The following is a 26,675-nucleotide window of genomic DNA, read 5'->3' as shown; positions in this document are numbered from 1 at the left end:
AAAACTTAGACCAATGCCTCAGAGTCCCGTGAAAAACGGAGACTCTGAGGAAACCGAAATATTGAAGAAGAAATAAAAATAAATAGAAATAAGATTTTTTTCATAATTCTTGAGTATTTAGATACCAAATAAGCATGATAAATGTACTTGACTAATATTTATCACTTCAAATTTTAGAATCTTTCTAAAAACTACTGTTCAAATTCGATTTATCGGTAATATTTTCGATTTATCGGTCTTACAAACTCTTTCTCTGAGTCTTTAGTTTTTTAGCTGGGATAGAGGTACCGTTTCTACGGTTGGTTGTGAGAACGAAATTCAATCCTATGAAGTTTGAGACTTTCCAGAGCGTTTTTTCACAAAGCTTTTTTTCTATCTTTGTAAAAACCAAACCCTTCATCAACCAAAACATGAAAAAACTACTCCTTTTCTTATTTCTCAGCCTAAATCTTTTTGCTCAAAGCACCGAAGAGAAAATCAAGGCTTTGATTCCCGAACTTGAGGCTAAGTTTCAAGATTTTAAGGTCAAAAGTCATTTGTCGAGCGTGGCGTATGCCTTGGTGCTTGATGGCAAAATTATTTATCAGAGCAATAGTGGCATTGTCAATTACAAAACCAACAAAACCGCTGATAATCAGTCGGTTTATCGCATTGCTTCGATGTCGAAAAGTTTTGCTTCGGTAGCAATTTTGCAGCTACGTGATGCAGGAAAAATCAAACTCGACGACCCAGTTTGGAAATACATTCCCGAACTAAAAGGACAAAAATATTCTCCTGATTCGCCCGAAATTACGGTGCGTCATTTGCTTACGCACGCAGCGGGTTTCCCCGAAGATAATCCGTGGGGCGACCGCCAATTGGGTATTTCAGAAGCAACGATGCTAAAGATGTTTAAGAAAGGAATTTCGTTTTCCAACGAGCCAGGCATTACCTACGAATACAGCAATATGGGCTTTGCGATGTTAGGGCAAATCATCAAAACCGTGTCGGGGCAAAGCTACCAAAGCTATATCATCAACAAAATTTGGAAGCCACTCGGCATGACAAATACCTATTGGGACTATACGAAAGTGCCAGATAATCAACTCGTTAGGGGCTACCGTTGGTTGCGTGAGCAATACATTGAGCAACCCATCGAACCCGATGGTGCGTACGGAATCATGGGCGGCGTGCTGACTTCCATCGAAGATTTTGCCAAATACATGGCTCTGCACCAAGCAGCTTATCAAGTTGGTTCGCCAAACTCGGCCATTTTGAAAAAGAGTTCACTCAAAGAAATGCACTTTCCGTGGAATTTCAATAGCCTAAGTAACCGTGGCTACACAGGTGCGGGCGAGCCTTGCACGAATGTGGCATTTTATGGCTACGGCTTGCGTATCGACAAAAACTGTAACCAAATTACGAGCGTTGGGCATTCGGGTGGACTCCCTGGTTTTGGCTCTGACTGGAAAATCTTGCCAAATTATGGTGTCGGAATCGTAACTTTTACCAACGGAACTTATGGCGGTGCAGCTCTGATGAATAATCAGATTTTGCCATTTATTGTCGAAAAAGCAGGCCTTAAACCTATTGCATTTCCAGTTTCGCCAATTTTGAAACAACGCCAAAACGAACTCGTAAAACTACTTCCTGCGTGGGAAAACGCCGAAAAATCGGGCATTTTTGCCGAAAATTTCTTCTTAGATTATTTCCCAGACCTTTTGAAAGCTGAAGCCGAAGGAATTTTTGAGAAAGCAGGAAAAATCATAAAAGTCCACGAAATTGTTGCCGAAAATGCACTCAGAGGTAAGTTTTTGATGGAAGGAGAAAAAGGAAATATCGAAGTAAGTTTCACGATGTCGCCCGAAAACCCACCTTTGATTCAGGCTTATAGTATTCGGTTGAAGTAACAATATGCAAAAAATGTGGCACACTTTCTTTATCGCAGATAACAAGTGTGCCACATTTATCCTTAGAAAATGCACTTAATTCATTCCTAAAAACTCATTAAATGGTCGTTCTTCGATGATTGTATTCAAGATTTCATCTGCTTTTAACGAAGTTTTAAATGGATGTTCTTGATAAAGCTTTTGGTAAACTTTATCTCGTGCGTTCCATGCTTCGTCTATTTTCTTGGCACTGAATTCATACATTCGGTGCTTATAATTCGACATCCATTTCAAATTTTTAGGGTCAACGTATCCTAATTCTATAAATCCTTTGGTTTTGGATTTACATCGACACGGATTTTCAAGATTGACTAAACCGCACCGATTGTGCATCCATTGATACAAATCTTTTCTGACTCGAGATAATTTCTGACGAAAATTATCAGGCGAGATTTCAAATATTTCCGCTGCCAAACGATGGTCTATCTCAAAAACCTCGCCTACGATATACACCAAACGTTGCATACGGTCAAGGCACATCAACATTCCGGCCATACAAGCCACTTTCGACTCTTCAAACGCCTCAGCTAATTCAAGTTCGTCGTTTGCTGAAACCTCAATATCGGGGGCGGCGTCAATTACTCCAAAAAAACTATCGAAATTCATCATCATGCTTTCGTAGTTGTTTTTTTTCATATTGAGCACGTGGTTAAACGTGATTCGGTAGAGCCATGTCCGAAACTGTGCCTTAGTTTTATCGTATTTTGAAAGCTGTGTAATGATTTTTATCAATATTTCCTGCGTAACATCTTCTGCATCAGCAATATTGTTGAGCATTTTAAGTGCTACATTATATATAAAATTTTGGTGACGTTTGAGCAAATCATTCAGGGCATTTTTGTTGCCAAGCAAAGCCGACTCAATCAACTGAATGTCGATTGAGTCTTTGTAATTATTTATCGAAAACGGATTTTCCATTAGTTTTTCAAGATAAATTGATTGATTTCGTTTGCAATAGTTGTTGGGTGGTCTTCGGGTAGAAAATGCTTGCCTTTTCCGATAGTTACTTGCTTACAATTTTTAAAATTCTTTTGGGCATATTCAAGAGCTACTTTGCTGGTAATCATGCCAGGTGTGGCATATAAAAGTAACATTGGTTTTGCAAAGCTGAGCAAACCTTTGGCATTTTGGTCTAAAACATCAGCAAAATCTCCACTCACTACCGAAATTCCTTTTTTCGGAAAGGTTGCTGGCCCAGGCCCTGTCAGATAGACTTTTCTTCGTTCAATATCGGTTCTGTAAGGAGCTAAATAATGCTCTTTTTCGGTAATAGAAAGCTGACGTTCAATTCCCATTTTGAGCATCATTTCGGGGATTTTGTTTTTTCGGACAATCATCATTCTGGCCATCGACGGAAATTTTCTAAACATCGAAAACATCATTCTTTGCATCAGTCCTAATTGGTTATGCCACGCCTGAGCAGGCATAAATGCACTTTCAATCATTACTAAACCAGCTACGTTTTCTTGGTTTTCAACGGCATATTTTATGCCCAAAGCAGAACCTAAGTCATTGACAACCAGCGTAATATTGCGTAATTGTAGGCTGTCAATAAAACCTTTGAGATAACGATATTGGTTGTTGAAACTGTAATCGTGATGCTGTGGCAAATCACTCTGACCATAGCCCGCCAAATCTAAAGCAATAGAGCGAGTGTTTTTGCTGGTTTCGGCAACTACGTTCCGCCACAAATAAGAGCTACTCGGAATCCCGTGCAAGTAAAGTACAACATTTCCTGTGCCTTGTTCGTAATATTTAAGGTTAATTCCGTTGATTTTGGCAGTTTTCATTTCAAAATCAAAATCGGTTTTCTGTGCTTGTAAGGTTTGCATCATTGCCATCATTAAAGTGAATAAAAAGAGTTTTTTAAACATTTTCGTATCAATTTTTTTGTTTGATATTGATACAATTAATAATGATGGGTGTGACAATTTTTAGAAAAAATTACCAATAAAAAATCCACCTCAAGAAACTCAAGATGGATTTTTTGATAAGTTTCAACTACCTGTGGCACACTTGTTATTTGCGATAATGAAAGTGTGCCACATTTATATTTACAACTCCTTCACCTTAATATTTCTAAAAGCCACACCTTTCGACCATTCTTGTAGAGCAATGCGGCCAGAAGTATTTTTACCAAATAATGGGAAATACTTAAAGTTGCTTTTGCTGACCATGTTTTTCCAAGTATCGGCGGTTAAATCTTGTTCGGCAGTCAGAACGCCATTGAGGTAAAACTCAATTTTACCGTTATTTTGTTTGATATTCGATTCGTTCCATTCGCCCAGTGGCTTGAGTTTTGCAGGATTTTGCTGAGGTTTAAAGCTGTACAAACAAGCCGACCATTTGGTAGAGTCTTTTAGATAGGCAGCTCCAATATTTTCGTGTTCGAGTAGCTGATATTCAGGCCCAGAAGCCCAAGCTGTGGGAATTGTATCTTGCTCAATTACATTGATAAAAACACCACTATTACCCGCTTTTGAGATTTTCCACTCAAATTTGAAATCGAAATTTTTATAAACTTTATCCGAAACCAAATCGCCGTGTTCGATGCCAGTGGTGTCGGGGTTGCAAAATAATTCTCCATCTTTTACCATCCAAGTTGATGGAATTTTTGCTTTGTTGTATAAATGCCAGTTATTCGTAGTTTTTCCATCAAAAAGCAAAGTCCACCCTTCCTCTTTTTCTTGGTTGCTTAACTCATTATTGCCCACTTTTTTTTCTGAACATGACCATAAAGAAGTCGTGAGTAAACCCACTGAAAGCAAGGAAACGAATGTCTTTTTCATAAAGATGTCTTTTTGTTAATTTTTGGTTGAATAAGATTGTTTTTCTACCAAAAATACAAAAAATACTCAAGCATCAAAGCTCTTTAGCAATTCCAAACCAGCAGGCCATTCGCCATAACCACCCGCAACGTTGATGTGTCCAGCTTCGCCAATATTTAGGTATTCGCTTCCCCACGCATCAGCAAAAAACTTGGCTCGCTCTTCCGATACCCAAATATCATTTGAACTTGCCACAACAATGCTCTTAAAAGGCAGTTTTTCTAAAGGAATTGGCGTAAAACCTGTCATCGGGAAAGTATAAACAGGGTTTTCAATATCGCTCGGAGCAACCAACAACGCTCCTTTAATGGTTTTCGGGAAGCGTTTTGCCCATTGAGCAACCGCCGTACAACCCATGCTATGAGCAATCAAAACCACGTTTGAAGGTTCATAGTCCGAAACTGCCTTTTCGATGTTCTGAATCCAGTCTTCGCAATCGGGTTCGTCCCAACTTTTTTGATTGATTCTGATGAAATTTTCTCCCGAATTTTCAAAGTGTGTTTGCCAATGATTTTCATCGGAATTTCCAAGACCTGGGATAATGAAGTAGGTTGTCATTTTGTCGTTGTTTTTCTGATGGTGATTTCGGCTTCGCTCAATCACCGTTAAGAATTTCGTTTCAGTTTAAAACTTCGTTCAGAGGAATATGGTCGATTACGCTGTCTCCATAGTGGGCAATTTCGATGATTCCGTTCGTATTTATCAAAAAATCAGCAGGAATTTGATTAAAAGTACCTTCTACTTTTCCGCCTAAAGCAAAACCCATTTTTGAGGCCTTCAAAGCACTGCTTATTCCATTCCAAGTCATTGTCTGTATCAGTTTCAGCCACGAAGGCTTTACTCGATACAAGTCATAAAGTTTGCGTTCTTGGTCGGCAATGATAGTAAATCCAAATTGATGGCGGTCGGCAACATTGCTTTTTAGGCTATCAACGGGCGACTCAAAGATAGTAATCAAACGAATGTTTTTCTTAGCAAATTCGTCCTTGTGTCTCATTATTTCTGAAATCCTTAGATTACATAAGGCACATTCGGCATAGCGAAAAAATGTAATAAGCGTAGTTTGATTATCTGATTTCGATAAATCAATTTCGTTGCCCCAAATGTCGGTAGTTTTAAAATTTGGAGCTTTTTGTCCTTTTGTTAAGTTCATACTTTATTCCGTTTTTTTGACAAAATTGAACTTAACTATTGACTCATTTATTGATTAAAATCAAGAAATTTTGGCCCTAACTCTGCTAAGGGTTTCGGGTTTCATCATCAGATATGAAGCAATATATTTGAGCGGAATACTATTTACAAGATGTCCGCTTCGTTGTAAAAACACTTCATAACGTCGTTGTGGATTTAGTGTAAGAAGTTCGATTTGGCGTTGAATATGCCCTGTAAGTATTGCTTCGAGTGAATGCTGATACCATTTGGCAATATCCTGATGTTCGTTTACTAAATTCATAAAATCTGATTTACGGATAGCCAAAAGTTCGGTATCAAGCACTGACTCAATACACTGCTGAGAAGGAATTTCATGAATAAAAGTCTGAAAACAGGTGATTAATGAACTTCCGTACCCAAACCCCAAACAAACTTCTTCGCCTTCGGGCGATATCACATAGAGACGTACACAACCGCTAACGATAAAGTATAAATGTGTGTCAAGTTGATTGAAATCCATCAGAATTTCACGTGGCTTCAGTGTTTTTTTCTTACTCCATGTACTGTTCAATAAGTCAATAGCAACAGGACTTAGGTCAGATTTGGCAAGGAATTTTTCTAAGATAGTCATTCGGATAAAAGAGTTGTATGCTTAACACCCATTTTTAATGAAATAGTTCTGCCGTTTCTACTTCTTCGTGGTGCATGATTCGTCGTCGGTGTTTCATGCCCCAATCAGCAATTACGCTCGTCACATCTTTCAATGTTCTGCCATATTCGGTAATGGCATACTCGACGGTTATGGGTTGCGTATCCATCACGGTACGAGTAATCAACTGATTCATTTCGAGGTCTTTTAGTTCTTTACTCAGAATTTTGCCCGAAATCCCGTCGATTTCCTTTAAAATTTCACTAAAACGCATACTATGGAAGCATAAACAGGCAATAATCGAGATTTTCCATTTTCCGCCAATAACATCCATCACATCGTGAATGGCCCTTACCGAATTTTTGCATTGTGTCGATTTCTCAGATGTAAGTTGGTTTCCCATAGGTAATTGAGTTGCTTAAAATTCACTATTACTTTCTGATACAAAGTTACTAAAAGTAACTAATAGTTCATAGTTTTGCAATCAAATATTAAATCAAAGAAAATGAGCTTAGTAGAAAGTTTAGAATGGCGATACGCCACCAAGAAAATGAATGGCAATGTAGTGCCACAAGAAAAATTAGATTATATACTGGAAGCAGCACGTTTAGCTCCATCGTCGTCGGGTTTGCAGCCTTATGAGGTTTTTGTGATTAGTGATAAAGAAATGCTTGAAAAAATCAAACCATTTGCCTTTAATCAAAGTCAAATTACCGATGGTTCGCATTTGTTGGTTTGGGCAGCTTGGGACGGTTATTCGTTAGAACGTATCGAAGCGACTTTTCATGCAATCCTGACAGAAAGAGGCTTGCCACTAACTAAAATGGATGATTATAAAAATATGCTTTGGAGAATGTATGAGCCACTCGGAAAAGAATGGCACGCTACGCACGCGGCTAAGCAAGCTTATATTTCGTTTTCGATGGCTATTGCTGCCGCAGCAGAGCAAAAAGTAGATGCTACGCCGATGGAAGGTTTTGTACCTGCTGAACTGGATAAATTGCTTGGATTAAGCGAAAAAGGCTTAAAAAGTGTAGTGATTTTACCTTTAGGCTACCGTGATGCCGCCAACGACTGGAACGCAAACTTGAAGAAAGTGCGTAAGCCTAAGAACGAATTTGTAACTGAATTGAATTAATTGCTGTGAAAAACGAATAGGACACTCACGATAATTGTGGTGTCCTATCTTTTTTTAGTGAGTTCTTCCCCAAGCCACAAATCCTGCCATAAATCCAAAAATGATATTTATCCCAATTTGTGGTGCTTCGCTCCTCAAAATATGAAAAATAGTGGCACAAAGCATTAGTACTACAATTGCTAAGGCAGTTATGACCGTGACTTTCGGCCTGATGCGGAGTATGGTTGGTAAGATAATGCCTATTCCGCCAAGTAAATCGACAATACCCGTAAACTTCACTAAAACAGCATAATTTGCCACCCAAGGCCACATCAGAGCCAACTTTTCGACTGGTTGAAATAATTTCATTCCCGATGCCCATAGCATAGTGATGGCGATCAAAGACTGTACGCCCCAAAGTATAAGATTGAGTGTTTTTGAGTTCTTTTGTGTTTTTTCCATTCTTTATTTTGTTTTTATAATGGCACAAAAGTATTTATCTTTACTACCCGAATGATAGCACTTTCCAATTGGATAGCACTATCCAACTGGAAAGTAACACAAAAATAACTGTCTATGCTTGGGAATGGAACTTGTCCGAAATCGGCTCTATCGATAAAAGATGCCCTCGAAGCTCTCGAAGGACGCTGGAAATTGTTGATTTTATTTGCTTTATCTTCAGGGACAAAGCGTTTTAAGCAACTTTCAAAAGAAGTAAGCGGAATTACGGATAAGGTTTTATCAAAGGAATTGAAAAACTTAGAAACTAATCAATTAATCAAACGAGAAGTACACGACACCTTCCCACCTACGGTTGAATATTCGATTACCGAACACGGAATGTCGCTCGAGAAAGTAATGGATGAATTACACTTGTGGGGGCTACAACACCGTGATAAAATTATGCGAGAGGAATAAAACTTGAAAACCAAGCTGTTTTAGTTTGGTTTTCAAGTTTTAAGGAATTTTAAAGAAAAAATCCACCTGAAACTTCAATTTTTTGTCCGTTTATCCACTTAGAATCTTCGGTGCAAAGGAATGCTACTACACTGCCAATATCATCGGCATTGCCAACTCTGCCCAATGCTGTTTGGCTTGCCAAGAAACCTTTCATTTGTGGATTATTTCTGATGGCTGCATCATTAAAATCAGTTTCAATTGGGCCTGGAGCAACGATATTTGAGCGAATACCACGATTTCCGTACTCTTTGGCTACCACTTTTGTGAATGTTTCAACTGCCGATTTCAACGAAGAATATATCGAATAACCAGGAATCGTGACTCGTGTCGTTCCCGATGAAATAAAGACCACCCCTCCGCCATCATTCATCATCAACAATGATTTTTGGGTTAAGAAATAAACACCTTTGAAGTGAATATTTACAAAATTATCGAAAATTTCTTCGGTCATGTTGGCAATTGGTACTGTGCCACCAATACCTGCATTATTGATTAGGAAATCGAAATTTGAAGTTTGCCATTTACTTTGTAATACCTCCGAAACTTGCCCTAAGAAAGCATCGAAAGATTTAATATCAGCCACATCGAGTTTTAGAGCAATAGCTTTTTGGCCACTGGCTTCAATCGTTTTTACTACCTCTTCGGCATCGGCTTGGTTAGTGTTGTAAGTTAAAATAACATCAATGTTTTTTTTGGCAAGCGAAATAGCCATATCTTTTCCGAGTCCACGGCTACCACCTGTTACGAGTGCAATTTTGTTCATCTGTTTCTTTGTTTTATTTGATGATGCAAAGTTGAGGTTAATTGTTGGTTATGTATTTGCAAAAACGAAATCATTATTTGCAAAATTCAAACATTGAAAAATCAAACCCTAAACTGGGCAGGCGAAAATGAGGTCTGACGTTTGAAGAAATTAGAAAAATGAGCCACTTCTTCAAAACCCAACGAATAGGCAATTTCGGAGATATTCCAGTCGGTTTGTTTTAATAATATTTTTGCTTCCTGCGTGATTCTCCCGCCGATGATTTCAGTTGTAGTTTTACCAGTATTTTCTTTCAAAACTTTGTTCAAATGATTGACATGCACCGAAAGGCGGTCGGCATAATCTTTGGCGGTTCGGAGGTTGAGTTTTTGTTGCGGAGATTCAATCGGAAATTGTCTTTCAAGCAATTCCAAAAACAATGAAGAAACCCTCGAAGCAGCATTATGCGTTGAATATATGGCCGTTGCGGGTTGAAGTTTCTGCCCGTAATGAATCAATTCTAAAACATAGTTTCGGAGCAAATCATATTTATAAGCATAATCAGAAGCTATTTCTCGGTGCATTTTCTTAAAAATAGCCAGTAGTTCTTCTACATTTTCGTCAGAAAGTTGAAAAACAGGATAGCCATCTGGCCGAAAGATTGGCAGTTCGTCGATATTGACTCCACTTTTACTTTTTATCAGAAATTCGGGCGTAAAAACACAAAAGAAGCCTTTCTGATTGGTGTCTTGTGGAACATAATGATACGGAATCTGAGGCGTTGCAAAAAGCAAAGCATTTTGTTCAATATCAATCACTTTATCGGCATATTCGGCTCTATTTTTACCTATAATCAGACTAATTTTATAATAAGCTCGTCTATTATAAAGCATTACGTTTTTTTCACGTAGCCCTCTAATAAAATCATCTATTTCAAAAACATTGAAATGCCCGATTTCTTTCCGAAACCCCTCTGGAATCGGAACATTGATGCTTTTATAAAATTCTTCTACTGAAATCATGCTTATACATTTTTGTAAAATTCAAATATAGCACAAGCATCTATCAATATCAAATTTATGCAAAATTACATCATTTACTTCGCACGAAAAACCCATTCTGGAGCATCGTCAATACTTTGTCTCAGGTGCAGATTTAGTTGTGCTACATGGTGCTGCAGGTGTCGTAAGTTGTATAAAAATATTTCGTGGATGGAATAATTCATTGAACCTGAGGAATTTACCCAGCGAGCTTCTAATTGCTGTTCGCTCAAATTTTCGATTAAGTTTTTACATTTTTCTCTACAAAACTGCAAATATTCGAGTAATTCGGGTTTTGTATAAACTCTTTCGGGCATTCGGTCTTCAAATTCTGACTCCGTAAAAGGTTTTGGTGGAGAAAAAGTTTGAGGTTCGGTAGAAAGATAATAATCAAGAAAAAACAAGACATGAAAAGACTGATACCAAAATTTTCGTTCGGTGTCCCAGTGTCCGTCTGGGCAGAGTAAAATCGAATCTTCGAGCATATCAATGCTTGCTCCCATTTGATTCCAAAGGCTTTGTTTGATGGTGTTTAGCATACCAATAGTTTTCGGCTAAGTTATTGAAACATATTCGGTTAAGCACTCAAAAGCCAAAAGAATTTTCAGACCATAACATAAATAAAAAACCTACTTCAGTTGAATCGAAGCAGGTTTGCATGATTTCATTTAATTCCAAAAATCAACTTCCAGCAAATGGAGTTCCGAAGATTCCGACGGCCAATTCAGCCCAAACTAAAAATAATACTATCAATATTCCTAAAATTACCCAAACTCTTGTTCCTACTTTATTAATTTTTCGCATAGCCAATTCAATTAATCCGCCAGTACCAAATAATAAAACACCAGCTACTATAAAATCGGATAAAGTCCAATTTACTTCTTTCGTAAACTGCATTGCCACTAACGGCAACAAAAGTAAAAACCCTGCGGCTGATAAGATAATTGTCAATCGGTTGTTTTGAGCTGTCATAATTTTATGTTTTTAAATCAATTAAAAGTACTTTGTGTTTCAAAGTAAATAATTTAAAAACTAATTTCCAAGAAAAAATACAAGATTTTAGAGTCAATCCATAAAATTATCTGAGTGGTATATGCTTTCAATGAAATCGATGAGAGAGAGATGATTGTTTTGCAGATAGGCAACAAATTTATTAGGGTAGAAAACAATTCTTTTCATACCCTAATAATTTGGCTAAAAACATTTTTTGGCAAAAATTATACCCAAAAATGTTTTAGAACTGAATAACTAACTTTCCGATGGTGGTGCCAGATTCTAACTGTGTATGAGCTTTTTTGAGATTATCAGCCGAAAGCCCTATGAGTGTTTGCTTGAGTATGGAAACCAACTCTCCGCTATCGAGCATATCAGCTACTTTGTTTAGAATATGGTGCTGCTCAATCATATCTTCGGTTTGGAAAGTTGAGCGGGTGTACATAAATTCCCAAGAAAAACTTACGCTTTTGGTTTTCAATTTATTTAAAACCACAGGTGCAGCACTACCTGTGATAGAAGCTATATGACCTTGTGGTTTGATAAGGTCGGCCATACTATCCCAATAAGCGTTGGTATCTACGAAATCAACAATAAAATCAACGTATTGAAAACCCGCATTACGCACTTCATTGACTAAATCTCGGTGGTTAACTACCAAATCTGCACCCAATTGCTTACACCATTCAATGGTTTCGGGTCTTGAGGCCGTTGCGATAACTTTCAAACCTAAAAGTTTTTTGGCTAATTGAATCGCAATCGAACCAACACCTCCAGCACCACCAATGATTAAAAGTGTTTTGCCTCTATCTTTTTCAGCACTGAGCCTCATTCTATCAAAGAATATTTCCCAAGCTGTTAGGGCTGTTAGCGGAATTGCAGCAGCATCGGCAATGCTCAAAGTTTTAGGCTTTTTGCCCACAATTCTTTCATCAATTGCTTGATATTCAGCGTTTGAGCCTTGTTTTGTGATATCGCCTGCATAATAAACTTCATCACCTACTTTGAAGAGCGAAACGTTTTCTCCCACAGCTTCTACGACTCCAACGGCATCCCAACCAATGATTTTCGGGTTTTCTAAAACAATATCTTTTGCAGAGTTTTGTCTGATTTTAAAATCAACTGGATTGACTGAAATTGCACTGATTTTTACTAATAATTCATGCCCAACTGGCACTTGTTTGACAGTTTCAAAATCAATGAAACTATTTTCTTCTGAGATTGGTAACGAGGTTTTAAATCCTACGGCTTTCATTTTTTATATGGTTTATAATTTTTGTGGTAGCCCGCTATGACTACTACAACAGTTTTAACAACGTCTTTTTACAACTCTTTGTTCACTTACTCCTAAAGGACTTTTTACCTTACAAAATCATTGTAGATAAATTATTTTTATGCACTAAATCTTAACTTTCTCGCTCATAAACATCATATATTTCGATATACACTAATCACCAATCAAACTTCAACAACGAAACTCCCTGACGAGGTAATTTTAAATTCAGTTTTAAATTACCGTTATCGGTTTTTATGTACGTGGGCGAAGTCAACAATGCCAATTGTCCTGCTTTTTCTAAGGTGCTGATTTGTTCGGCAGTTGGGTTTTCGGGCGAACCCATTTTCTTCCAAACTTCATACGAATTGCTATTTTCGTTGTCGATTCGGTAATGCTTAAAATTGACTTGTTGGGCAGGAAAACCCTTTAAATCAACTTCAATAGTGGCATCTTCGGCTTTTACGTCATCATCATGATAATGCCAAACCATTACAGCCGCCGAGCGTTGGTCTTTGCTGGCGAGTGCATCAATATCGGCTTTTTTGCGTACGCTCGAATCTCGCACCATCGAAAAAGTATAATTCTGATTGCCTTTTACCTCTACCCTACTGCCCGACATCATGCCGTACATTCTAAAAACATTTAGCACGGGTTTATCAATACCATTGGTAGCCAAATCTCGGAAACCATAAAAATACGGTTGGTTCTCAAACTCAAACGACCAACTCACCGCCCCCAACAAATTGGCTTTGAAATAATCGGCCAAAGCATATTTTCGGGCAAACGAGGCGGCGGTATAGCTTGAATACATCGTGCCATTTCGATACGCATTTGATGGATTTGTTTTCATGCCACAAGCCGCACAACCTTCGGGGTCAGACTCGCCAATGATGATTGGTAGTTTCTTGAATTTCGGATAAGATGTAACTATTCTGAAACCTTCCGAAATATCTCTGAGTTGCGTACCAACATTCATCTGTACGTGTCCTTCGACTATTTTAGGCGAACCTTTTGCGTGAAAAGTGATAAAATCAAGCGGAGAACCCACTTTTCCTGTTGCGTAGTTTGTTCCTGATTCGCAGTGAGTTAGAAAAGTTTTCAAGAAATCGGCCGCTTTATTCCAACTTGGACCAGTGGTTTCTGGGCCTCCTATTCTAATTGTTGGCAAAGCACGTTTAGCGGCATCGGCGGTGTAGTCGTATAGTTTGCAATATTCTTCTACCGTTCCGCTCCAATAACCAATGTTTGGTTCGTTCCAAAGTTCCCAGTACCAACTTTCTACTTCGGTTTTTCCGTATCTTTCAACCGAGTGTTTTACCCACGCATAGACCAAATCTGCCCATTTTTTATAATCTTTAGGAGGGTATGTCCACCCCTTAAAGATTTCGGTATAATTCATTCCTGGTTTCCAATTATGCTCATAAGGTTGTGGTTTGGTAGAAAGAGCTTCGGGCATAAAACTAAATTGTGCCATAGGTTTGATACCTCTTTGCTGGTAAGTATCAAAAATCTTATCGACAAGCGTCCAGTCATAAATCGGATTGCCGTTGGCATCTTCGGTGTAAACATTGGTCGAACCCCACTTCATTGAAAGCGTATCGTGTCCCGAAGTAAGCATATTATGAGCTCTAAAATAAACAGGTACTGGGCTTAGTTGGCTCAATTCGGTCAATAGTTTTTTGCCGTCTTTCATGTACGCATAGTTAGGTTCATCAGCCCCAAACCACGCCCACATCGTTGACATCTCGCCAACTTTTTTATTTAAATCTATTTGGATAGTTGTTTTGGCTGTTTCTTGTGCAAAACTTAGCTGATACACAGCCATAAGTATAAAGAGAAAGTGTAGTTTTTTCATGTAATGGGAGGTTGAATATAGTCAGTCACAAATATAATCTTAAATCGGTTGTATGCTTCGTTTGAGCGAAAGAATAAAAGCCGAATGTCGAAAAACTGCTCTACATTCGGCTTTTTTAGGAATTTATTAATTAGTTCATTGAATGAATTCAATGGCTAAGAGAACAAAGGATTATTTTTATAGGATAAAACTGAATAAATTCAGTTTGGAAATATAGCCCAACCCCATTTTCATCATTATTCTTCCAGCATCAAACTGGCTTTTGCTTCCAGACTTAGTTTATCATTCCACTTGATAAAAAATGGTTTTTCAAGTTGTGCTTCTCGGTAAGCATCAGGTATCATAATCGGCACTCCGTGAATGATTGGATACAAACGCTTGCAAGTAGGACAAGTAATAAGACCTTCGTGAATGACATTATTTTCTTTTTCGGTGAAAACCTGAATCGAAAGCTCAGATTTATCAAAAGGACAACATAGTTTATCAAAAAAACTTTTAGTCATGGCTTTAATCGTTTAAAATTGCTGAATAATTCAATACTGCTTCGGTTGGGTTCTCGGCATCCATAATAGCCGATACCAAAGCAATGCCATCGAATGGTAAATTTTTAAGGTTTGGAATCGTATTTTGATTAATCCCTCCCGCTAAAAATACTTTTTTGCTAAAAAACTGACGAGTTCGCTGAATAGTCTCCAAGCTGACGAGTTCGCAACTATTACTGGTTTTTGATGGAAAAACCGAACAATAAGAAACATAATCAAGCGAATTTTGTTCAGCCCATACGAGTTTTTCGGTTTCGTTTGAGCAGGTAAGTCCCCAAATTAAATTGGGGCGTTTTTGTCGGTATTCTTTTATTTTATCATTGGGAAAATCAAGATGAATACCTTCAAAACAAGAAAAATCAAGGCAATCTTGGCCTTCGTTTAAAATCAAAGGTATGTCAGCCAACTGCGTAAGTTGATGAACGCTTGAAATGATTTCGATTTTATTTGTCACATTTTGCCAGTTATTCCACAACTGCACGGCAAAAAGACCACCTTCAAGAGCCATCTCGATTTTGTGGAGCAAAACGCTCTGCTCGATGACTGGGTTGGCTATTAGATAAATATTTTTTTTCATTTCCAACCACGTTTAAATGCTTCAAAAAATGCCGCCCAATAAGGGTCAGTTTCGTAGTAAGGCATTGGTTTTACTTCATCATTTTCGATGATTCGATGCCCAGCCGATGTTTCAGTGAAGCTACCAATTACATGGGCTTCAATAGCGTTTTCTTGTAAAGTATTGATTACCAAGTCTTCGTATTGATTTTTAACCGAAAGTATCATCGAACCAGCCCCAATACAATAATGAGGGTCGAGAGAAAATAACTCACAAACAGCATTTAACGTAGGCGAAACATTGAGTTTATCTACTTCTATTTCGAGGCCTAAACCGCTCGCAACTGCCATTTCGAAGGCAGCACCCAAAACACCTCCTTCCGTGACATCGTGCATGGCATTCACGACATTTTCTTGTGTATTTAATTGATTGACAATCGAGGCTTCTTTCAAAACAGAGGTTTCGTAAAATAATTCGGCTGTCTTTTGAGCTGTTTCTGTACCTAATTTCTGACGAATAGTTTCGGGAAAAGACATAGCCAAAATAGCCACCGATGACATCGCACATTGCTTGGTCATGATGATTGAATCTCCGACTTCGGCATTATTTGAGGTGAGTAATTGTTTTTTTGGAGCAACCGTTATCATAGTTCCCCCGCCCGAAATTGTCGAATTTTGTCCTTCAATACTGCCCGTGTGTCCACCTGTGATTGCTACGCCTATTTGCTTACAGAAGCTATCAATGTGTTGCCAATATTCTCTAAACTGAGCATCGCTGATACTCGTCGGTAAATTCAGCACCGTTTGTAGATACATGGGAGCAAAACTGGTAGTGGCAATATCGTTGGCCATCAGATGCACCGAGAGCCACGCCGACTCCTGCAAACCTAAAGTCGGAACCAGACTCAGCGGGTCGGAAGTAAGAGCCATAGCCATGTTGTTGGGTAGCTCAATGAGTGCCACATCAACGCCAAAATTGGGGCCAACCAATACTTCTTTTCGACTAAAACCGCTATTTGGCAGAATCACTCTTTTGAAATATTCTTCGTTGATTTTTCCTACTTTTTCCATTAGTCCACATCGTTGAAGCGTACGAATAAACCAAAGAAATCGCCGTAGGGTACGTGCCACTCTTGCACAGGAAACCATTCGGGTAAGCCCGTTGCTTGCCACTCAATGGTATAGCTTCGCCCTTCGAGTGCCTCATGGATTTTCTTAGTGAGCATATCGGGCGTATAAAAAGTAGCGGTTACATAAAACGGATTTTTGCCAAAGGCTTCTTGCACTCTTCGTCGGACTACTTTTGGCGAATTCCGATTCATCATGCCAAAGGCAATGCCGTATTTTCCTACTCGGGCAGCTTCTCGAATTACCTGCACGGGGTCTCGATAATATTCAAAAGTCGTGATAAACGCAAGGGCATCGAAAGTATGGTCTTTGAAAGGCATAAAATGAGAATCGGCCCAAACTAAGTTTCCGCCAAAAAGATGCACCGCTTGCCCCAACATAAAAGGCGAAATATCTCCACCCGAAGCATCAATGCCAATATCTTTCCACCAGCGAGTAAAACGGCCCGTTCCGCAGCCAAATTCGAGAAGTGTTTTAATTCTTGGGTCAGATTTTACGAATCTACCCATAATTTTCTTTTGCCATACTTCAGCCCGTTTGTAGCGACCTTCGTACCAAAGCTCGTAGGTATCGGTGTGTTCACGGTTAAAAAACCATTCTTTACGGCCTTGCCAATTTCGGAGTGGCGGCTTTACCAAACTTTTTTCGCTTAGTTCTAATTCTTCCATAGTAGTTTTGATAAAAAAATAAACCTCATTTCTGCACCGAATGCCCGAAATGAGGTTTCAAAACATATATAGATAAAGGCAAAGCCCACAGGCCACTCCTTCCGAATATCTTATTTGGCTCCTACATTCCTACGCTGGTACTAACCAGTTCAGGTTCTCGGGTATCATCTCAGCTTTTTACAGCACCCCGTGCATGAAATATGCTACAAATGTAATGATGAAACAAAAGAAACAAAGTAAATGAAGATTAAATTTTCTTACTTATGCCTATCATTTATTGAGCATCAAACAATTAAACCTTTCGTAACCTAAAAGGTCTAATTTTTGTATAAAAATCCTCAAAGAAAATCTATGAAAAAAATCCTCCTATCACTTGTTTGCTTCTCATGTACGATTTTAAGTTGCGAAAGACTTAGAGATAAAATCGCACTCATCAAAGAATTTCGAGTCAATGGTACAATGACAGTTGATGGGCTGAGCCGCACTTATCTACTCAACCTTCCACCCAATTATAATGAAGCAACTGATTTTGCATTGGTAATTGGCCTACATGGCGGAGCTGGCAGTGCCACTCAAATGGAGAAAAACTATTTTTTGACCGAAAAGGCTAATAAAGAAAACTTTGCCATAGTTTATGCCGAAGGCGTGCAAAGTGACGGGATACTAAGAGCCAGAACTTGGAATGCAGGCTCTTGCTGCGATTATGCCGTAGAAAAAAACATTGATGATGTAAAATTTATCAGTCTAATGATTGATGAACTTTTGAAGAATTATCCGAAACTTAATCGTAAGAAAGTTTACGTAACAGGCATGTCGAACGGAGCGATGATGTCTTATCGTTTGGCTTGCGAATTATCGAATAAAATCGCCGCCATTGCTCCAGTAGCTGGCTCAATGGTCACTACACAATCGTGTGTTTCGTCAAGACCAGTTCCAGTTTTGCACATTCATTCTGTTTTAGACACTAAAGTGCCTTATAATGGTGGTAGAAGCACTTTTGGCTTCACAATTCCACCAGTTGAACAGGGAATTAATGCTTGGTTGAAAAATAATTCTTGTAATACTACGGCCAAAACAGTTCAAAATTTCGAGAAATACAGCATTACAAAGTGGGCAAACTGCACCAATAGTTCAGTAGAAATCTATTTGACTAAAGACGGTGGACATTCGTGGCCAAGTGGCGAAAAAGCAAGAGCAGATGCAGATGAAATCTCGACAGCCATCAATGCCAATGATCTAATTTGGGATTTTTTCAAGAAATATCAATTACCTTGATATTTCTTGAAAAAAGAAAAACCTGCAAAAATCGCTTGTAGGTTTTTCTCGTCAAGTATTTTATCACTCCGAAAAATGCAACATCCAATTAATGCCGTATTTGTCGGTAATACTTCCGTAATAAGCTCCAAAAAACATGTCTTCGAGTGGCATCGTGATGTTTCCTCCTTCAGAAAGAGCATCAAATAATCGCTTGGTTTCTTCTCTCGATTCTGGTTCAAGATTGATGTGCATATTATCGCCACGTTTGAGAAAAAAGCCCATGCTTTCGGGTGCGTCGGTTGCCATCAGAATATGTCCGCCTAAAATCGGTAATTCAATGTGCAAAATCATTTTTTTTACTTCGTCCGAAAGCGGTGGTTGACCTTCCATCGCTGGAATATCTCCAAAACGTTGGAATTTTCCACCATTAAATTCAGTTCCGAAAACAGATTTATAAAACAGAAAGGCTTCTTCAGTATTTCCCGCAAAATTCAGGTATGTGCTTGTACGTGCCTTCTTGGTAGTTTTTAATTCTTTTCTGATTGTCAATGCGGCATTTACGTAGCGTTCGAGTTGGTCGAAAGTAGCATTGAAACCTTCGGTAACATTTGGCTGCATTTCGATAAAAGTACTGGTTTCCAGCTCGCTCGGATTTACAGGATACCCCTTCAAAATAAGCGTAGTTTGCCCATTTAGCTCGCTCAAAGTCACTCGATTAAAAATCTCCAAAGGCCAGTTAGGGGCAAATTCGGCTTTGGTTAAATTGCCATTTTCATCAGAAAAGGCATTCGTAAACTCAATCAAATCGGGTTCTACAATATTTCCATAAACAAACTTTCCCCAAAGTGTTTGTTCGGCCGAATATTCCATTTTATAATGAAATATTCCTTGCGGGCGAAAGTCAAAACTTACGACCGTCATTTTGGCGATGCTTGGTCCCCACCATTGGCCCATTGCTTCGGGCGTGGCAAATGCCTGAAAAACCAATGATTTTGGAGCATTGAATTTTCGGATAATCGTTAAGGTAGCTTTTTCATTTTTCTGTGTTTCCATATTTCATCAATTATTTTTTTGTCCTACTTTTTTTGTTGAATTTTCTCCAAATATTTCTCCAAAGCATCAAACCTCTCTTCCCAATATTTACTGTATTGCTCCACCCAAGTGGCTACTTCGCTGAGTTTTTCAAACTTGGCTTCGCAGATTCTTTCTCGGCCTTGCTTTCTGATTACAATTAATTCACATTCTTCTAAAATCTTTACGTGTAATGAAACCGCCTGTCGGCTCATGCTGAAATTATCGGCTAAAGCATTGACATTGAGTGGTTTGTCGACCAACATATCAATAATTTGTCGCCTTGTGGGGTCGGCTATTGCTTGAAAAACATCTCTTCTGGCTTCCATAATATGCAAGTATTTGATTGCAAATATATACGCAAGCATTTACTTGCACAAATATTTTTTGATTTTATTTTTGAGAAAGATTAGAAGGCTTGAAAGAATGATTGATTGAAGTCTTACAATAAAACCTTATCTTGCTTGCTCTTTTCAACCTCAATTAAAATTATGAAACGCTTAAAAAAACTTAGTAGCTTCGGTGTGATTCTCGTACTGCTTTCTTCTTCTTGTGGATTTGCACAAAGTTTCAAATACTACGAAGCACCCGATAAAATCCGAGTTGCTTACACTGATACAGGTTCGGGAAAAGCTATCGTTTTGCTACACGGATTTATCAATACTGGAGCCAATTGGCGAAAAACGGCTTTGTATAAAGATTTAGTAAAAAATGGTTATCGGGTAATTGTGCCTGACTTACGAGGGAACGGGCGTTCGGATAAACCACATGAAGATAAATTCTATGCAAACGACATCGAAACTGCTGATGTTTCAGGTATTGTTTCTGACCTAAAAATCAAGACTTATGCGGTTGTGGGATATTCTCGTGGAGCAATTGTGGCGGCTAAATTACTGACGAAAGACAAGCGTATTTCGTCAGTAGTTTTGGGCGGAATGGGTCAACATTTTACGAACTCTAATTGGGATAGAAGGCTGATGTTTGCTGAAGCCTTTAGCGGAAAAGCACACCTCCACCCAATTGCCCAAGGTGCGGTAAAATACGCTAAATCTATCAATGCCGATACTTTGGCTTTGGGTTATTTGCAAAAATACCAGCCTGTAACTACGCCTGCTGAACTGATGAAATTCAAGAAACCAGTACTGATTATTGCCGGAAACGAAGATAAAGACAATGGCGACCCCGAAGTTTTGCAGACCTATTTTAAGAATGCTACATTGAAAATTGTAAAAGGAAATCATAATGGCACTTACAATACCGAAGAGTTTTCGGAGGGAGTGAGGACTTTTTTGAAGTAAAAATATTTGTTACTGACATAGAGTTGTCAGTGAGTTTGTTTTTCTTTGTAGAAAATCAATTATCTCATGAAAGTACATACGACCAACTACGAAACTGCCTTCATTGCCATAGCAGACGACTGCCCAGTCAGTATGGGCGAAGTGCCCCCAATAAAAGGTGATAAGAAATCAATAGCAAATATACAATTTGAGATTTTGAAGAAAAACCCCTATAAATACACTTCAGACGATGTGCTATTTCAGGTTTTTGCCGAAAAAAACGATTTGACCGAAGCTGAGTTAGCCGAAGCCCGTGCCGCTTATTTTTCTAAGGGACAAGCCTGCCTTCGAGCATCGCCACTTACGAAGCGTTATGGTTGGGGCGTACACCACAACGAAGAAGGCAAAATTGCCATTTATGGCTGTGAAAGCCCTGAATATGAACAGTTTATGAACGAAGAATCTATAAAAGTCTATAAAGCTATGCGATCGAGTAAATAAGGAAATCCTACCAAAATCTAATTTGGTAGGATTTCCTTATTTATTAAAAGGCACTTCATTCACCCAATGAAAACCACGTGTAGTAAGCAAAAAGTTTCTGGGCTTCATTTTCTTCATTGCTACTCGTATAGAATCGTTTTTGATTTTTCCTTTCAAAAAAAATGTTTCGGCACTGGTCTGTACATAACTAAATGTATATCGAGCAGTATCAGTTATGGGTGCAGCATAATCTCCCATTCTGATTATATGTTTGGTTGAGTCAAGCTCAAAATTGACTCGTTTACGCAGTCCATCTTCATTAGTTACATAAATCATATCTGTGGCTCCTCGGCGGTCAATAAATACTTCTTGCAAACGCAAAGTATCAGTTTCTGAAACTATGTTATTTCGTTCAAATTTTTCTACTTTATAAGGCCCATAAATAGCCGATTTCGGTGCAGAAATAGGTGCGGAATCTTGCCAATTACTATAAAATTGAGCAACGAAAGTAATTCCAATAAATAATACTTTTAGTACGATTCTGCCTATGCGAAACCATTTTTTATCTGCAAAGACTTTTATTTCTTGGGTAGCTTGTGTTGGTTCATTCAATACAAAAAATTGCCAAAGGCGTTTGGCATCAGCTGAAAGCAAATAGATACCTATGAGCATCAACCAAAACGAGAATATTTTGACGGGTACATCAAAAAATAAATTCATCATAAACACATTGAGCATCACACCCGCACTCAGCAATGCACCCAGTGTGGTGGTTCGACGAAAAAGAAGTAACAAACCTGAAACAACTTCCATAAGTCCGCCAAATAACTGATACCCCTTCGAATAAGCCATGAATGTCCATAAAAGCCCCATCGGACTCATTTCGCCGAGGCGTTCGTAGAGGCGATAAGTGGTAATCGTACCAAATTGTAGTGGAAATACTTTTACCAAACCATACGAAAGCATGGTTGCTGCCAAATAATAACGCAGGTAGATTCTGAGCCAATAAGCCAATTTTTCGTGATTGACACGGCTGCGAGCGGCTATCAGCCAAACGATACTCCCGAGCGATGCAATAATGAGAATAGCAAGCTCTTGGAGCCAATTCCAAGTGGTATCGCCACTGCCATTCGGGCGAACAGTTATTTCATCTAAGTCTAAAAATATATTACCTAAAAGGTTGATGATTGGCGTCCAAAACTTTTCAATTAGATTATAGACTGGCTCTCCGATAAAATCTAAAGGAAAAGGGAAGGTATTTAGACCAAAGAATAAAAAGCAAAAATAGAAAATCAGCTTATGAGCAACTGACCATTGAGCCTTATTTGCCATTGAATTATAGATTTAGGATAAAAATGCAGAATCAGAAAACGTTGAAAATATACAAATTTTCTATTTCTTTTTCATTATTGGTTCGTGTAAAATAGCTAAAAAAGAAAAAGCTGCACTCAATCGTTGCAGCTATTTACCATTTACTAACCTAAACACTATTTATAAACCTATTAATCCTTTTATCGAAAGTGATAAACTCACTTGCGTATTAGATTTTACTGCAATGCTATTAAGGGCAATATTGCTATTCAGATTCAAGAATGTACTGAAATCAATGATTGTCCCTGCGGTACTTTTGTTAGAAGCAAAATGTAGCTCATAGTCACCTTCTTCCAAAAATGCTGCCTTAAAATTACCAGAACCATCAACTTTAGCACTCGTTACGGCATTCTTAAAAGTTACTCCACTTTCGCCTTGTCCTTTTACTTCAGTGCTTTGATTAAAAGTGCCTTTTTTATAAACATATACCACAACTTGCCCGTTTGTAGAGGCATTATAATTATCTATTTTACCCACAATTTCTCCCGTAGTGTTTTTATTGACAAGTCGGATAGAAGATTGTAATTCACCATAGGTTACAAAAGCGTAGCTTTTTTTACTATTAGCGTTCATTTCTTTGATGGCTTTACGCAAATCAAAGTCAATCATTAAATCAGTTACGCCATTTTGTGTAATATCAAATTTCTTAGCAGTAATTTCTATTTCTTGGCGAGCATTTCCCGAAACTGCCAAGGCTTCCTTCGAACCATCGGTTTTCTGAACATAACAACCTGGGGCATTTCCACTGGCGTCTTTGGCATAATCAAGCACTAAAGTCAATTTACTAAATGAGCCTACCTGAAATTTCCCATCACCAAGGCTTAAAGAGTTACCATTTTGAAGTTGTAATAAATTTACGGTCTTTGGCCCTTTGAAGGCATCATAGACTTTTCCATCAAACCTAACTTCAGTAATGGTCACAAAGGCAGCACTTACATTACTATCATCAATTGGGGCATCTGTTATGCTTAATCGCACATCTCCTTTCGGAGCATTGGGGTCTTGTTGGGACACTGGCGTTACAGACTCATTTTGTTTTTCGCAAGCTACTTGCATCAAAAAAGCACTAACCATTACAATGGCTAATTTTAGAGTTTTCATGGCTTTTTAAATTTAAAATCTACTTTTTGGATTACTGAAATAATTTGCAAAAAAAATATTCCACTCTTGTTTTCCTCAAAAAATCAGTATAGTGGGAAATAAATTCCACATTTTCTACGGAAATTTTTACCCATCTAATTAATCCAATTAAATGGCATATTGTTTTTGTGCGAAATCGTATCACTAAATCAATTACCCAAAATGAAAAAAATAATAGTAAGTACTTTTCTAATTATTATTTCGCTAACAACTGCCCAAGCTCAATATAAATTGGGTATCGGAGCAAGGCTTAACTATGGTTACGGCCTTAGTGTAAAGTATAAAATGAATAACAAGGAAGCTGTAGAGGGAATTTTGTATTCGAGATGGCAGGGCGTAAATCTAACAGGACTTTATGAAATCCACAAAGCGGCGTTTCAAACACCGAATTGGCGTTGGTACTATGGCGTTGGTGGACACGTAGGGTTCTGGCGAAATGGTGGTCGATACGGCAATCCGTGGTTTGATAATAACGATAATCACACGGTTATTGGTGCAGATGGAATTTTAGGACTTGAATATACTTTCCGAGAGATTCCGCTCAATTTAAGTTTGGACTGGAAACCCGCCATTAATCTTATTGGCTATCAAGGAGTTTGGCTCGATGACGTAGCCGTAACGGCTCGTATCGCCATTAAGTAAGCCTCCAGGTTTTCAACCGTTGATCATCCATAAATTTATATTTATTAAATGATTCTTAAATTTTATTAACCATGAAAAACTATTTTATAATCGGTTTAATGCTATTGCTCAGTTCTTGCGATAGGGTTGATGTTGTACCACTTTTCAATAAAAACTATTCAATTCAAGGTGAAGAAGAAATTGATATTGAATATGAGGTCAGAAAAAATGAAAAATACGGTGATAACGAACTCCAAAATTACGATATTTATTTACCAAAAAATCAGCCCGATAAAGTACCAGTAGTTGTACTGCTTCACGGCGGTGGCTGGAGCGAGGGTGATAAAGGATTTATCAATCCAATTGTAGAAACACTCCGCCAAAAACGCACTAAATGTGCCATTGTCAATACCAACTATAGACTTACATTTCAACAAGGAATTACCTACCGTGAACAATTAGCCGATATTGATTCCTTGCTCAAAAAGTTACAAAAAGACGCTAAATCACTGAATATTGCACCTAAATTTTTCCTTTTGGGCATTAGTGCAGGCGGACACTTGGCGATGCTATATTCTTATACTTCTGATGATAAGAATTTGGTAGAAGTAGTAGGTGGAATAGCCAGCCCTGCTGACTTGACTTCTGAACAAATCAGACAAGGAAGAATGAATAGTGATATTATAAAGCTCGTCGGAAAACCATTTAGCAATGAAACAATTGGTGAATATCGCTCGGCAAGTCCATTATTTCAGATGAAAAAGACCTCACCAGCTACAATTTTATTTTATGGTGGAAGTGATACAATTGTGCCACCTGAGCAAGGCGAAAAAATGCAGAAAAAATTAGAAGAATTAGGCGATAAACACAAATATTATTTTTATCCAGAATTGTATCACGAATGGGGCAAACTTCCCGAAACGCTTGATATCATGCTTGAGTTTGCCGATAAGCATCTCTAAAAATATTCATTACTACACATCCACGACTAAATGCCTGGGGGGAGACATCTCCCCTTTTTTATTTAACTTTCATCACGCTCGCTTTTTCCTTAAACTCGGTCGGTGAAAGGTTTTTCTTTTTCTTGAAGATTCGGCAGAAATACGAAAAACTATTGAAACCGCTTGCCATATAGGCTTCTTTTACGCTCACTTTGGGGTTTCGGAGCATACTTTCGGCTACTTTTAGGCGTTCTTCAATGATAAAATCATTGGGCGATGAACCAAGTTCGTGCTTGAAAGTTCTATAAAAATTCGACTCACTCATATAAGCCTTCTCACTCAAGAGTTCTACCGATAAATCTTCGGTGATATTATCTTGTATATACTTGATAATGAACGAAATACGATCATTATTTGAGTAGTGTTGGGCTTTTTTCAGATAAATACTTTTCGACTCGGTTTGCAGGATTCTGATAATCAATTCTTGAATCAGTAAATCGGCAAAAATATCTTTTGAAGGGTGTTTTTCGGTAAAAATAAAGATAAGGCGTTGGAGAATCTGATTAATGGCTACCTCATTCGTGAAATGATAGTTGTAGTCGGTCATGCTCCATTCTTTGCCGTTTTGTTTAGTACCTCGATTATTCAATAACTCTACTGTTTCACGCAACTTCCCTTCCGAAAAAGCCAAAGCCAAGCATTGCGTCGGATTGTGTTCTGTAGCTTCAGGAAAATCAATGCACATCAGTTCGTTTGAAGGTAAAATTACTGATTCGCCTGGCAAAAACCCAAACGAATGGGTATTTTCTAAGTGCATCACTTTCTTACCTTTTATCATACTTGCCAAAACAGGTTCGCTGAATCGAAGTAAAACCTGCGATGCCTGTTGGTGCGTCTCGAAAATATTCAGTTCGGCATTATTGAGCGTATGAATAGTTCGATTTTCGACCAAACTTACCAGCTTACGGCTTTCGTAATGAGATGTATTTAGATTAATCATGTTATCCGTTTTTTACTGGTGATACATGTATTCAATAATTATGGTGTTTTACTTTCTACCAATATTAAATCCCTACGGGATGCT

Annotated in this window: 31 protein-coding genes and 1 riboswitch; of the genes, 8 read left to right on the top strand and 23 right to left on the bottom strand. The window is 38.2% G+C overall.

What is annotated here, in order from left to right:
- Positions 1–410: 410 nt before the first annotated feature.
- Positions 411–1,889 carry a serine hydrolase domain-containing protein gene (locus ABR854_RS11690; RefSeq protein WP_350265580.1) on the top strand — a complete coding sequence of 493 codons (1,479 nt, stop codon included), beginning with the start codon at positions 411–413 and terminating at the stop codon, positions 1,887–1,889.
- A gap of 75 nt (positions 1,890–1,964) precedes the next feature.
- Here the strand turns inward: ABR854_RS11690 and ABR854_RS11685 are convergent, their stop codons facing one another.
- The 7 genes from ABR854_RS11685 to ABR854_RS11655 all read right to left on the bottom strand — a co-directional run bounded on the left by ABR854_RS11685 (position 1,965) and on the right by ABR854_RS11655 (position 6,960).
- Positions 1,965–2,846 (bottom strand): RNA polymerase sigma factor, encoded by an 882-nt coding sequence (locus ABR854_RS11685; protein WP_350265579.1) that lies wholly within the window; start codon positions 2,844–2,846, stop codon positions 1,965–1,967.
- Complete coding sequence (locus ABR854_RS11680) at positions 2,846–3,802, bottom strand: alpha/beta fold hydrolase (protein ID WP_350265578.1); 957 nt, start codon at positions 3,800–3,802, stop codon at positions 2,846–2,848. Before ABR854_RS11680 ends, ABR854_RS11685 begins: the two co-directional genes overlap by 1 nt.
- Positions 3,803–3,982: 180 nt before the next feature.
- Entirely contained in the window at positions 3,983–4,717 is a 735-nt protein-coding gene (locus ABR854_RS11675) for a 3-keto-disaccharide hydrolase (protein ID WP_350265577.1), read from the bottom strand.
- Between the two features lie 66 nt (positions 4,718–4,783).
- A complete protein-coding gene (locus ABR854_RS11670; protein ID WP_350265576.1) occupies positions 4,784–5,314 on the bottom strand; it encodes an RBBP9/YdeN family alpha/beta hydrolase in 531 nt (176 codons plus the stop codon).
- Between the two features lie 61 nt (positions 5,315–5,375).
- Positions 5,376–5,909, bottom strand: a complete 534-nt coding sequence (locus tag ABR854_RS11665; RefSeq protein WP_350265575.1) for a peroxiredoxin-like family protein — start codon at positions 5,907–5,909, stop codon at positions 5,376–5,378.
- Positions 5,910–5,969: 60 nt separating this feature from the next.
- Complete coding sequence (locus tag ABR854_RS11660; RefSeq protein ID WP_350265574.1) at positions 5,970–6,539, bottom strand: Crp/Fnr family transcriptional regulator; 570 nt, start codon at positions 6,537–6,539, stop codon at positions 5,970–5,972.
- 34 nt (positions 6,540–6,573) lie between these two features.
- Entirely contained in the window at positions 6,574–6,960 is a 387-nt protein-coding gene (locus ABR854_RS11655; RefSeq protein WP_350265573.1) for a winged helix-turn-helix transcriptional regulator, read from the bottom strand.
- 102 nt (positions 6,961–7,062) lie between these two features.
- Here ABR854_RS11655 and ABR854_RS11650 point away from each other — a divergent pair, with 102 nt between their 5' ends.
- Entirely contained in the window at positions 7,063–7,695 is a 633-nt protein-coding gene (locus tag ABR854_RS11650) for an NAD(P)H-dependent oxidoreductase (protein ID WP_350265572.1), read from the top strand.
- Positions 7,696–7,749: 54 nt separating this feature from the next.
- On the opposite strand, the gene ABR854_RS11645 is transcribed toward ABR854_RS11650, so the two are convergent.
- The gene (locus ABR854_RS11645) at positions 7,750–8,136 is read right to left on the bottom strand and encodes a DoxX family protein (protein WP_350265571.1); all 387 of its coding nucleotides are present in this window, start codon (positions 8,134–8,136) and stop codon (positions 7,750–7,752) included.
- Positions 8,137–8,250: 114 nt separating this feature from the next.
- Between ABR854_RS11645 and ABR854_RS11640 the strand changes: the two genes are divergently transcribed.
- Positions 8,251–8,592 (top strand): winged helix-turn-helix transcriptional regulator, encoded by a 342-nt coding sequence (locus ABR854_RS11640; protein ID WP_350265570.1) that lies wholly within the window; start codon positions 8,251–8,253, stop codon positions 8,590–8,592.
- Positions 8,593–8,641: 49 nt separating this feature from the next.
- Here ABR854_RS11640 and ABR854_RS11635 read toward each other — a convergent pair whose 3' ends face one another.
- From ABR854_RS11635 to ABR854_RS11590, 10 genes are all read right to left on the bottom strand, one after another.
- On the bottom strand, positions 8,642–9,397 hold the full coding sequence (locus tag ABR854_RS11635) for an SDR family NAD(P)-dependent oxidoreductase (RefSeq protein WP_350265569.1): 756 nt from the start codon (positions 9,395–9,397) through the stop codon (positions 8,642–8,644).
- A gap of 101 nt (positions 9,398–9,498) precedes the next feature.
- Positions 9,499–10,398, bottom strand: coding sequence for a helix-turn-helix domain-containing protein (locus ABR854_RS11630; protein ID WP_350265568.1), 900 nt, complete (start codon positions 10,396–10,398; stop codon positions 9,499–9,501).
- A gap of 74 nt (positions 10,399–10,472) precedes the next feature.
- Entirely contained in the window at positions 10,473–10,955 is a 483-nt protein-coding gene (locus ABR854_RS11625) for a DinB family protein (RefSeq protein WP_350265567.1), read from the bottom strand.
- Positions 10,956–11,097: 142 nt separating this feature from the next.
- Positions 11,098–11,388: a hypothetical protein gene (locus ABR854_RS11620; protein ID WP_350265566.1), complete on the bottom strand. Its 291-nt coding sequence runs from the start codon at positions 11,386–11,388 to the stop codon at positions 11,098–11,100.
- A gap of 262 nt (positions 11,389–11,650) precedes the next feature.
- Positions 11,651–12,664, bottom strand: a complete 1,014-nt coding sequence (locus ABR854_RS11615) for a zinc-binding alcohol dehydrogenase family protein (RefSeq protein WP_350265565.1) — start codon at positions 12,662–12,664, stop codon at positions 11,651–11,653.
- Positions 12,665–12,860: 196 nt separating this feature from the next.
- On the bottom strand, positions 12,861–14,540 hold the full coding sequence (locus ABR854_RS11610) for a GH39 family glycosyl hydrolase (RefSeq protein WP_350265564.1): 1,680 nt from the start codon (positions 14,538–14,540) through the stop codon (positions 12,861–12,863).
- Positions 14,541–14,776: 236 nt separating this feature from the next.
- Positions 14,777–15,043 carry a Trm112 family protein gene (locus tag ABR854_RS11605; protein ID WP_188769497.1) on the bottom strand — a complete coding sequence of 89 codons (267 nt, stop codon included), beginning with the start codon at positions 15,041–15,043 and terminating at the stop codon, positions 14,777–14,779.
- A gap of 4 nt (positions 15,044–15,047) precedes the next feature.
- Complete coding sequence (locus tag ABR854_RS11600; RefSeq protein ID WP_350265563.1) at positions 15,048–15,659, bottom strand: thiamine phosphate synthase; 612 nt, start codon at positions 15,657–15,659, stop codon at positions 15,048–15,050.
- Positions 15,656–16,708 (bottom strand): AIR synthase family protein, encoded by a 1,053-nt coding sequence (locus ABR854_RS11595; RefSeq protein ID WP_350265562.1) that lies wholly within the window; start codon positions 16,706–16,708, stop codon positions 15,656–15,658. The genes ABR854_RS11600 and ABR854_RS11595 overlap by 4 nt, the downstream gene beginning before the upstream one ends.
- Positions 16,708–17,433: a methyltransferase domain-containing protein gene (locus ABR854_RS11590; protein WP_350265561.1), complete on the bottom strand. Its 726-nt coding sequence runs from the start codon at positions 17,431–17,433 to the stop codon at positions 16,708–16,710. The genes ABR854_RS11595 and ABR854_RS11590 overlap by 1 nt, the downstream gene beginning before the upstream one ends.
- A gap of 109 nt (positions 17,434–17,542) precedes the next feature.
- Positions 17,543–17,633: riboswitch (TPP riboswitch) on the bottom strand.
- Positions 17,634–17,784: 151 nt separating this feature from the next.
- Between ABR854_RS11590 and ABR854_RS11585 the strand changes: the two genes are divergently transcribed.
- The gene (locus tag ABR854_RS11585; protein WP_350265560.1) at positions 17,785–18,708 is read left to right on the top strand and encodes a CE1 family esterase; all 924 of its coding nucleotides are present in this window, start codon (positions 17,785–17,787) and stop codon (positions 18,706–18,708) included.
- A 63-nt stretch (positions 18,709–18,771) separates the two neighbouring features.
- Here ABR854_RS11585 and ABR854_RS11580 read toward each other — a convergent pair whose 3' ends face one another.
- The gene (locus ABR854_RS11580) at positions 18,772–19,743 is read right to left on the bottom strand and encodes an SRPBCC domain-containing protein (RefSeq protein ID WP_350265559.1); all 972 of its coding nucleotides are present in this window, start codon (positions 19,741–19,743) and stop codon (positions 18,772–18,774) included.
- A 23-nt stretch (positions 19,744–19,766) separates the two neighbouring features.
- Positions 19,767–20,090, bottom strand: coding sequence for an ArsR/SmtB family transcription factor (locus ABR854_RS11575; RefSeq protein ID WP_350265558.1), 324 nt, complete (start codon positions 20,088–20,090; stop codon positions 19,767–19,769).
- A 162-nt stretch (positions 20,091–20,252) separates the two neighbouring features.
- Here ABR854_RS11575 and ABR854_RS11570 point away from each other — a divergent pair, with 162 nt between their 5' ends.
- Positions 20,253–21,059, top strand: a complete 807-nt coding sequence (locus tag ABR854_RS11570) for an alpha/beta fold hydrolase (RefSeq protein ID WP_350265557.1) — start codon at positions 20,253–20,255, stop codon at positions 21,057–21,059.
- A 66-nt stretch (positions 21,060–21,125) separates the two neighbouring features.
- Positions 21,126–21,539 carry a DUF6157 family protein gene (locus tag ABR854_RS11565; RefSeq protein ID WP_350265556.1) on the top strand — a complete coding sequence of 138 codons (414 nt, stop codon included), beginning with the start codon at positions 21,126–21,128 and terminating at the stop codon, positions 21,537–21,539.
- 36 nt (positions 21,540–21,575) lie between these two features.
- On the opposite strand, the gene ABR854_RS11560 is transcribed toward ABR854_RS11565, so the two are convergent.
- Both ABR854_RS11560 and ABR854_RS11555 read right to left on the bottom strand, forming a co-directional pair.
- Positions 21,576–22,850: a DoxX family protein gene (locus ABR854_RS11560; protein WP_350265555.1), complete on the bottom strand. Its 1,275-nt coding sequence runs from the start codon at positions 22,848–22,850 to the stop codon at positions 21,576–21,578.
- Positions 22,851–23,009: 159 nt separating this feature from the next.
- Positions 23,010–23,990 carry a DUF4382 domain-containing protein gene (locus ABR854_RS11555; RefSeq protein WP_350265554.1) on the bottom strand — a complete coding sequence of 327 codons (981 nt, stop codon included), beginning with the start codon at positions 23,988–23,990 and terminating at the stop codon, positions 23,010–23,012.
- 201 nt (positions 23,991–24,191) lie between these two features.
- Between ABR854_RS11555 and ABR854_RS11550 the strand changes: the two genes are divergently transcribed.
- On the top strand, positions 24,192–24,671 hold the full coding sequence (locus ABR854_RS11550) for a hypothetical protein (RefSeq protein WP_350265553.1): 480 nt from the start codon (positions 24,192–24,194) through the stop codon (positions 24,669–24,671).
- 71 nt (positions 24,672–24,742) lie between these two features.
- Positions 24,743–25,612: an alpha/beta hydrolase gene (locus tag ABR854_RS11545; RefSeq protein ID WP_350265552.1), complete on the top strand. Its 870-nt coding sequence runs from the start codon at positions 24,743–24,745 to the stop codon at positions 25,610–25,612.
- A 58-nt stretch (positions 25,613–25,670) separates the two neighbouring features.
- On the opposite strand, the gene ABR854_RS11540 is transcribed toward ABR854_RS11545, so the two are convergent.
- A complete protein-coding gene (locus ABR854_RS11540; protein ID WP_350265551.1) occupies positions 25,671–26,591 on the bottom strand; it encodes an AraC family transcriptional regulator in 921 nt (306 codons plus the stop codon).
- Positions 26,592–26,675: the final 84 nt, after the last annotated feature.

The organism is Emticicia sp. W12TSBA100-4, assembly GCF_040253585.1.
Taxonomy (GTDB): domain Bacteria; phylum Bacteroidota; class Bacteroidia; order Cytophagales; family Spirosomataceae; genus Emticicia.
Note: the sequence above shows the minus strand (reverse complement) of the source record. Positions and strands in the feature narration are given on the sequence as shown.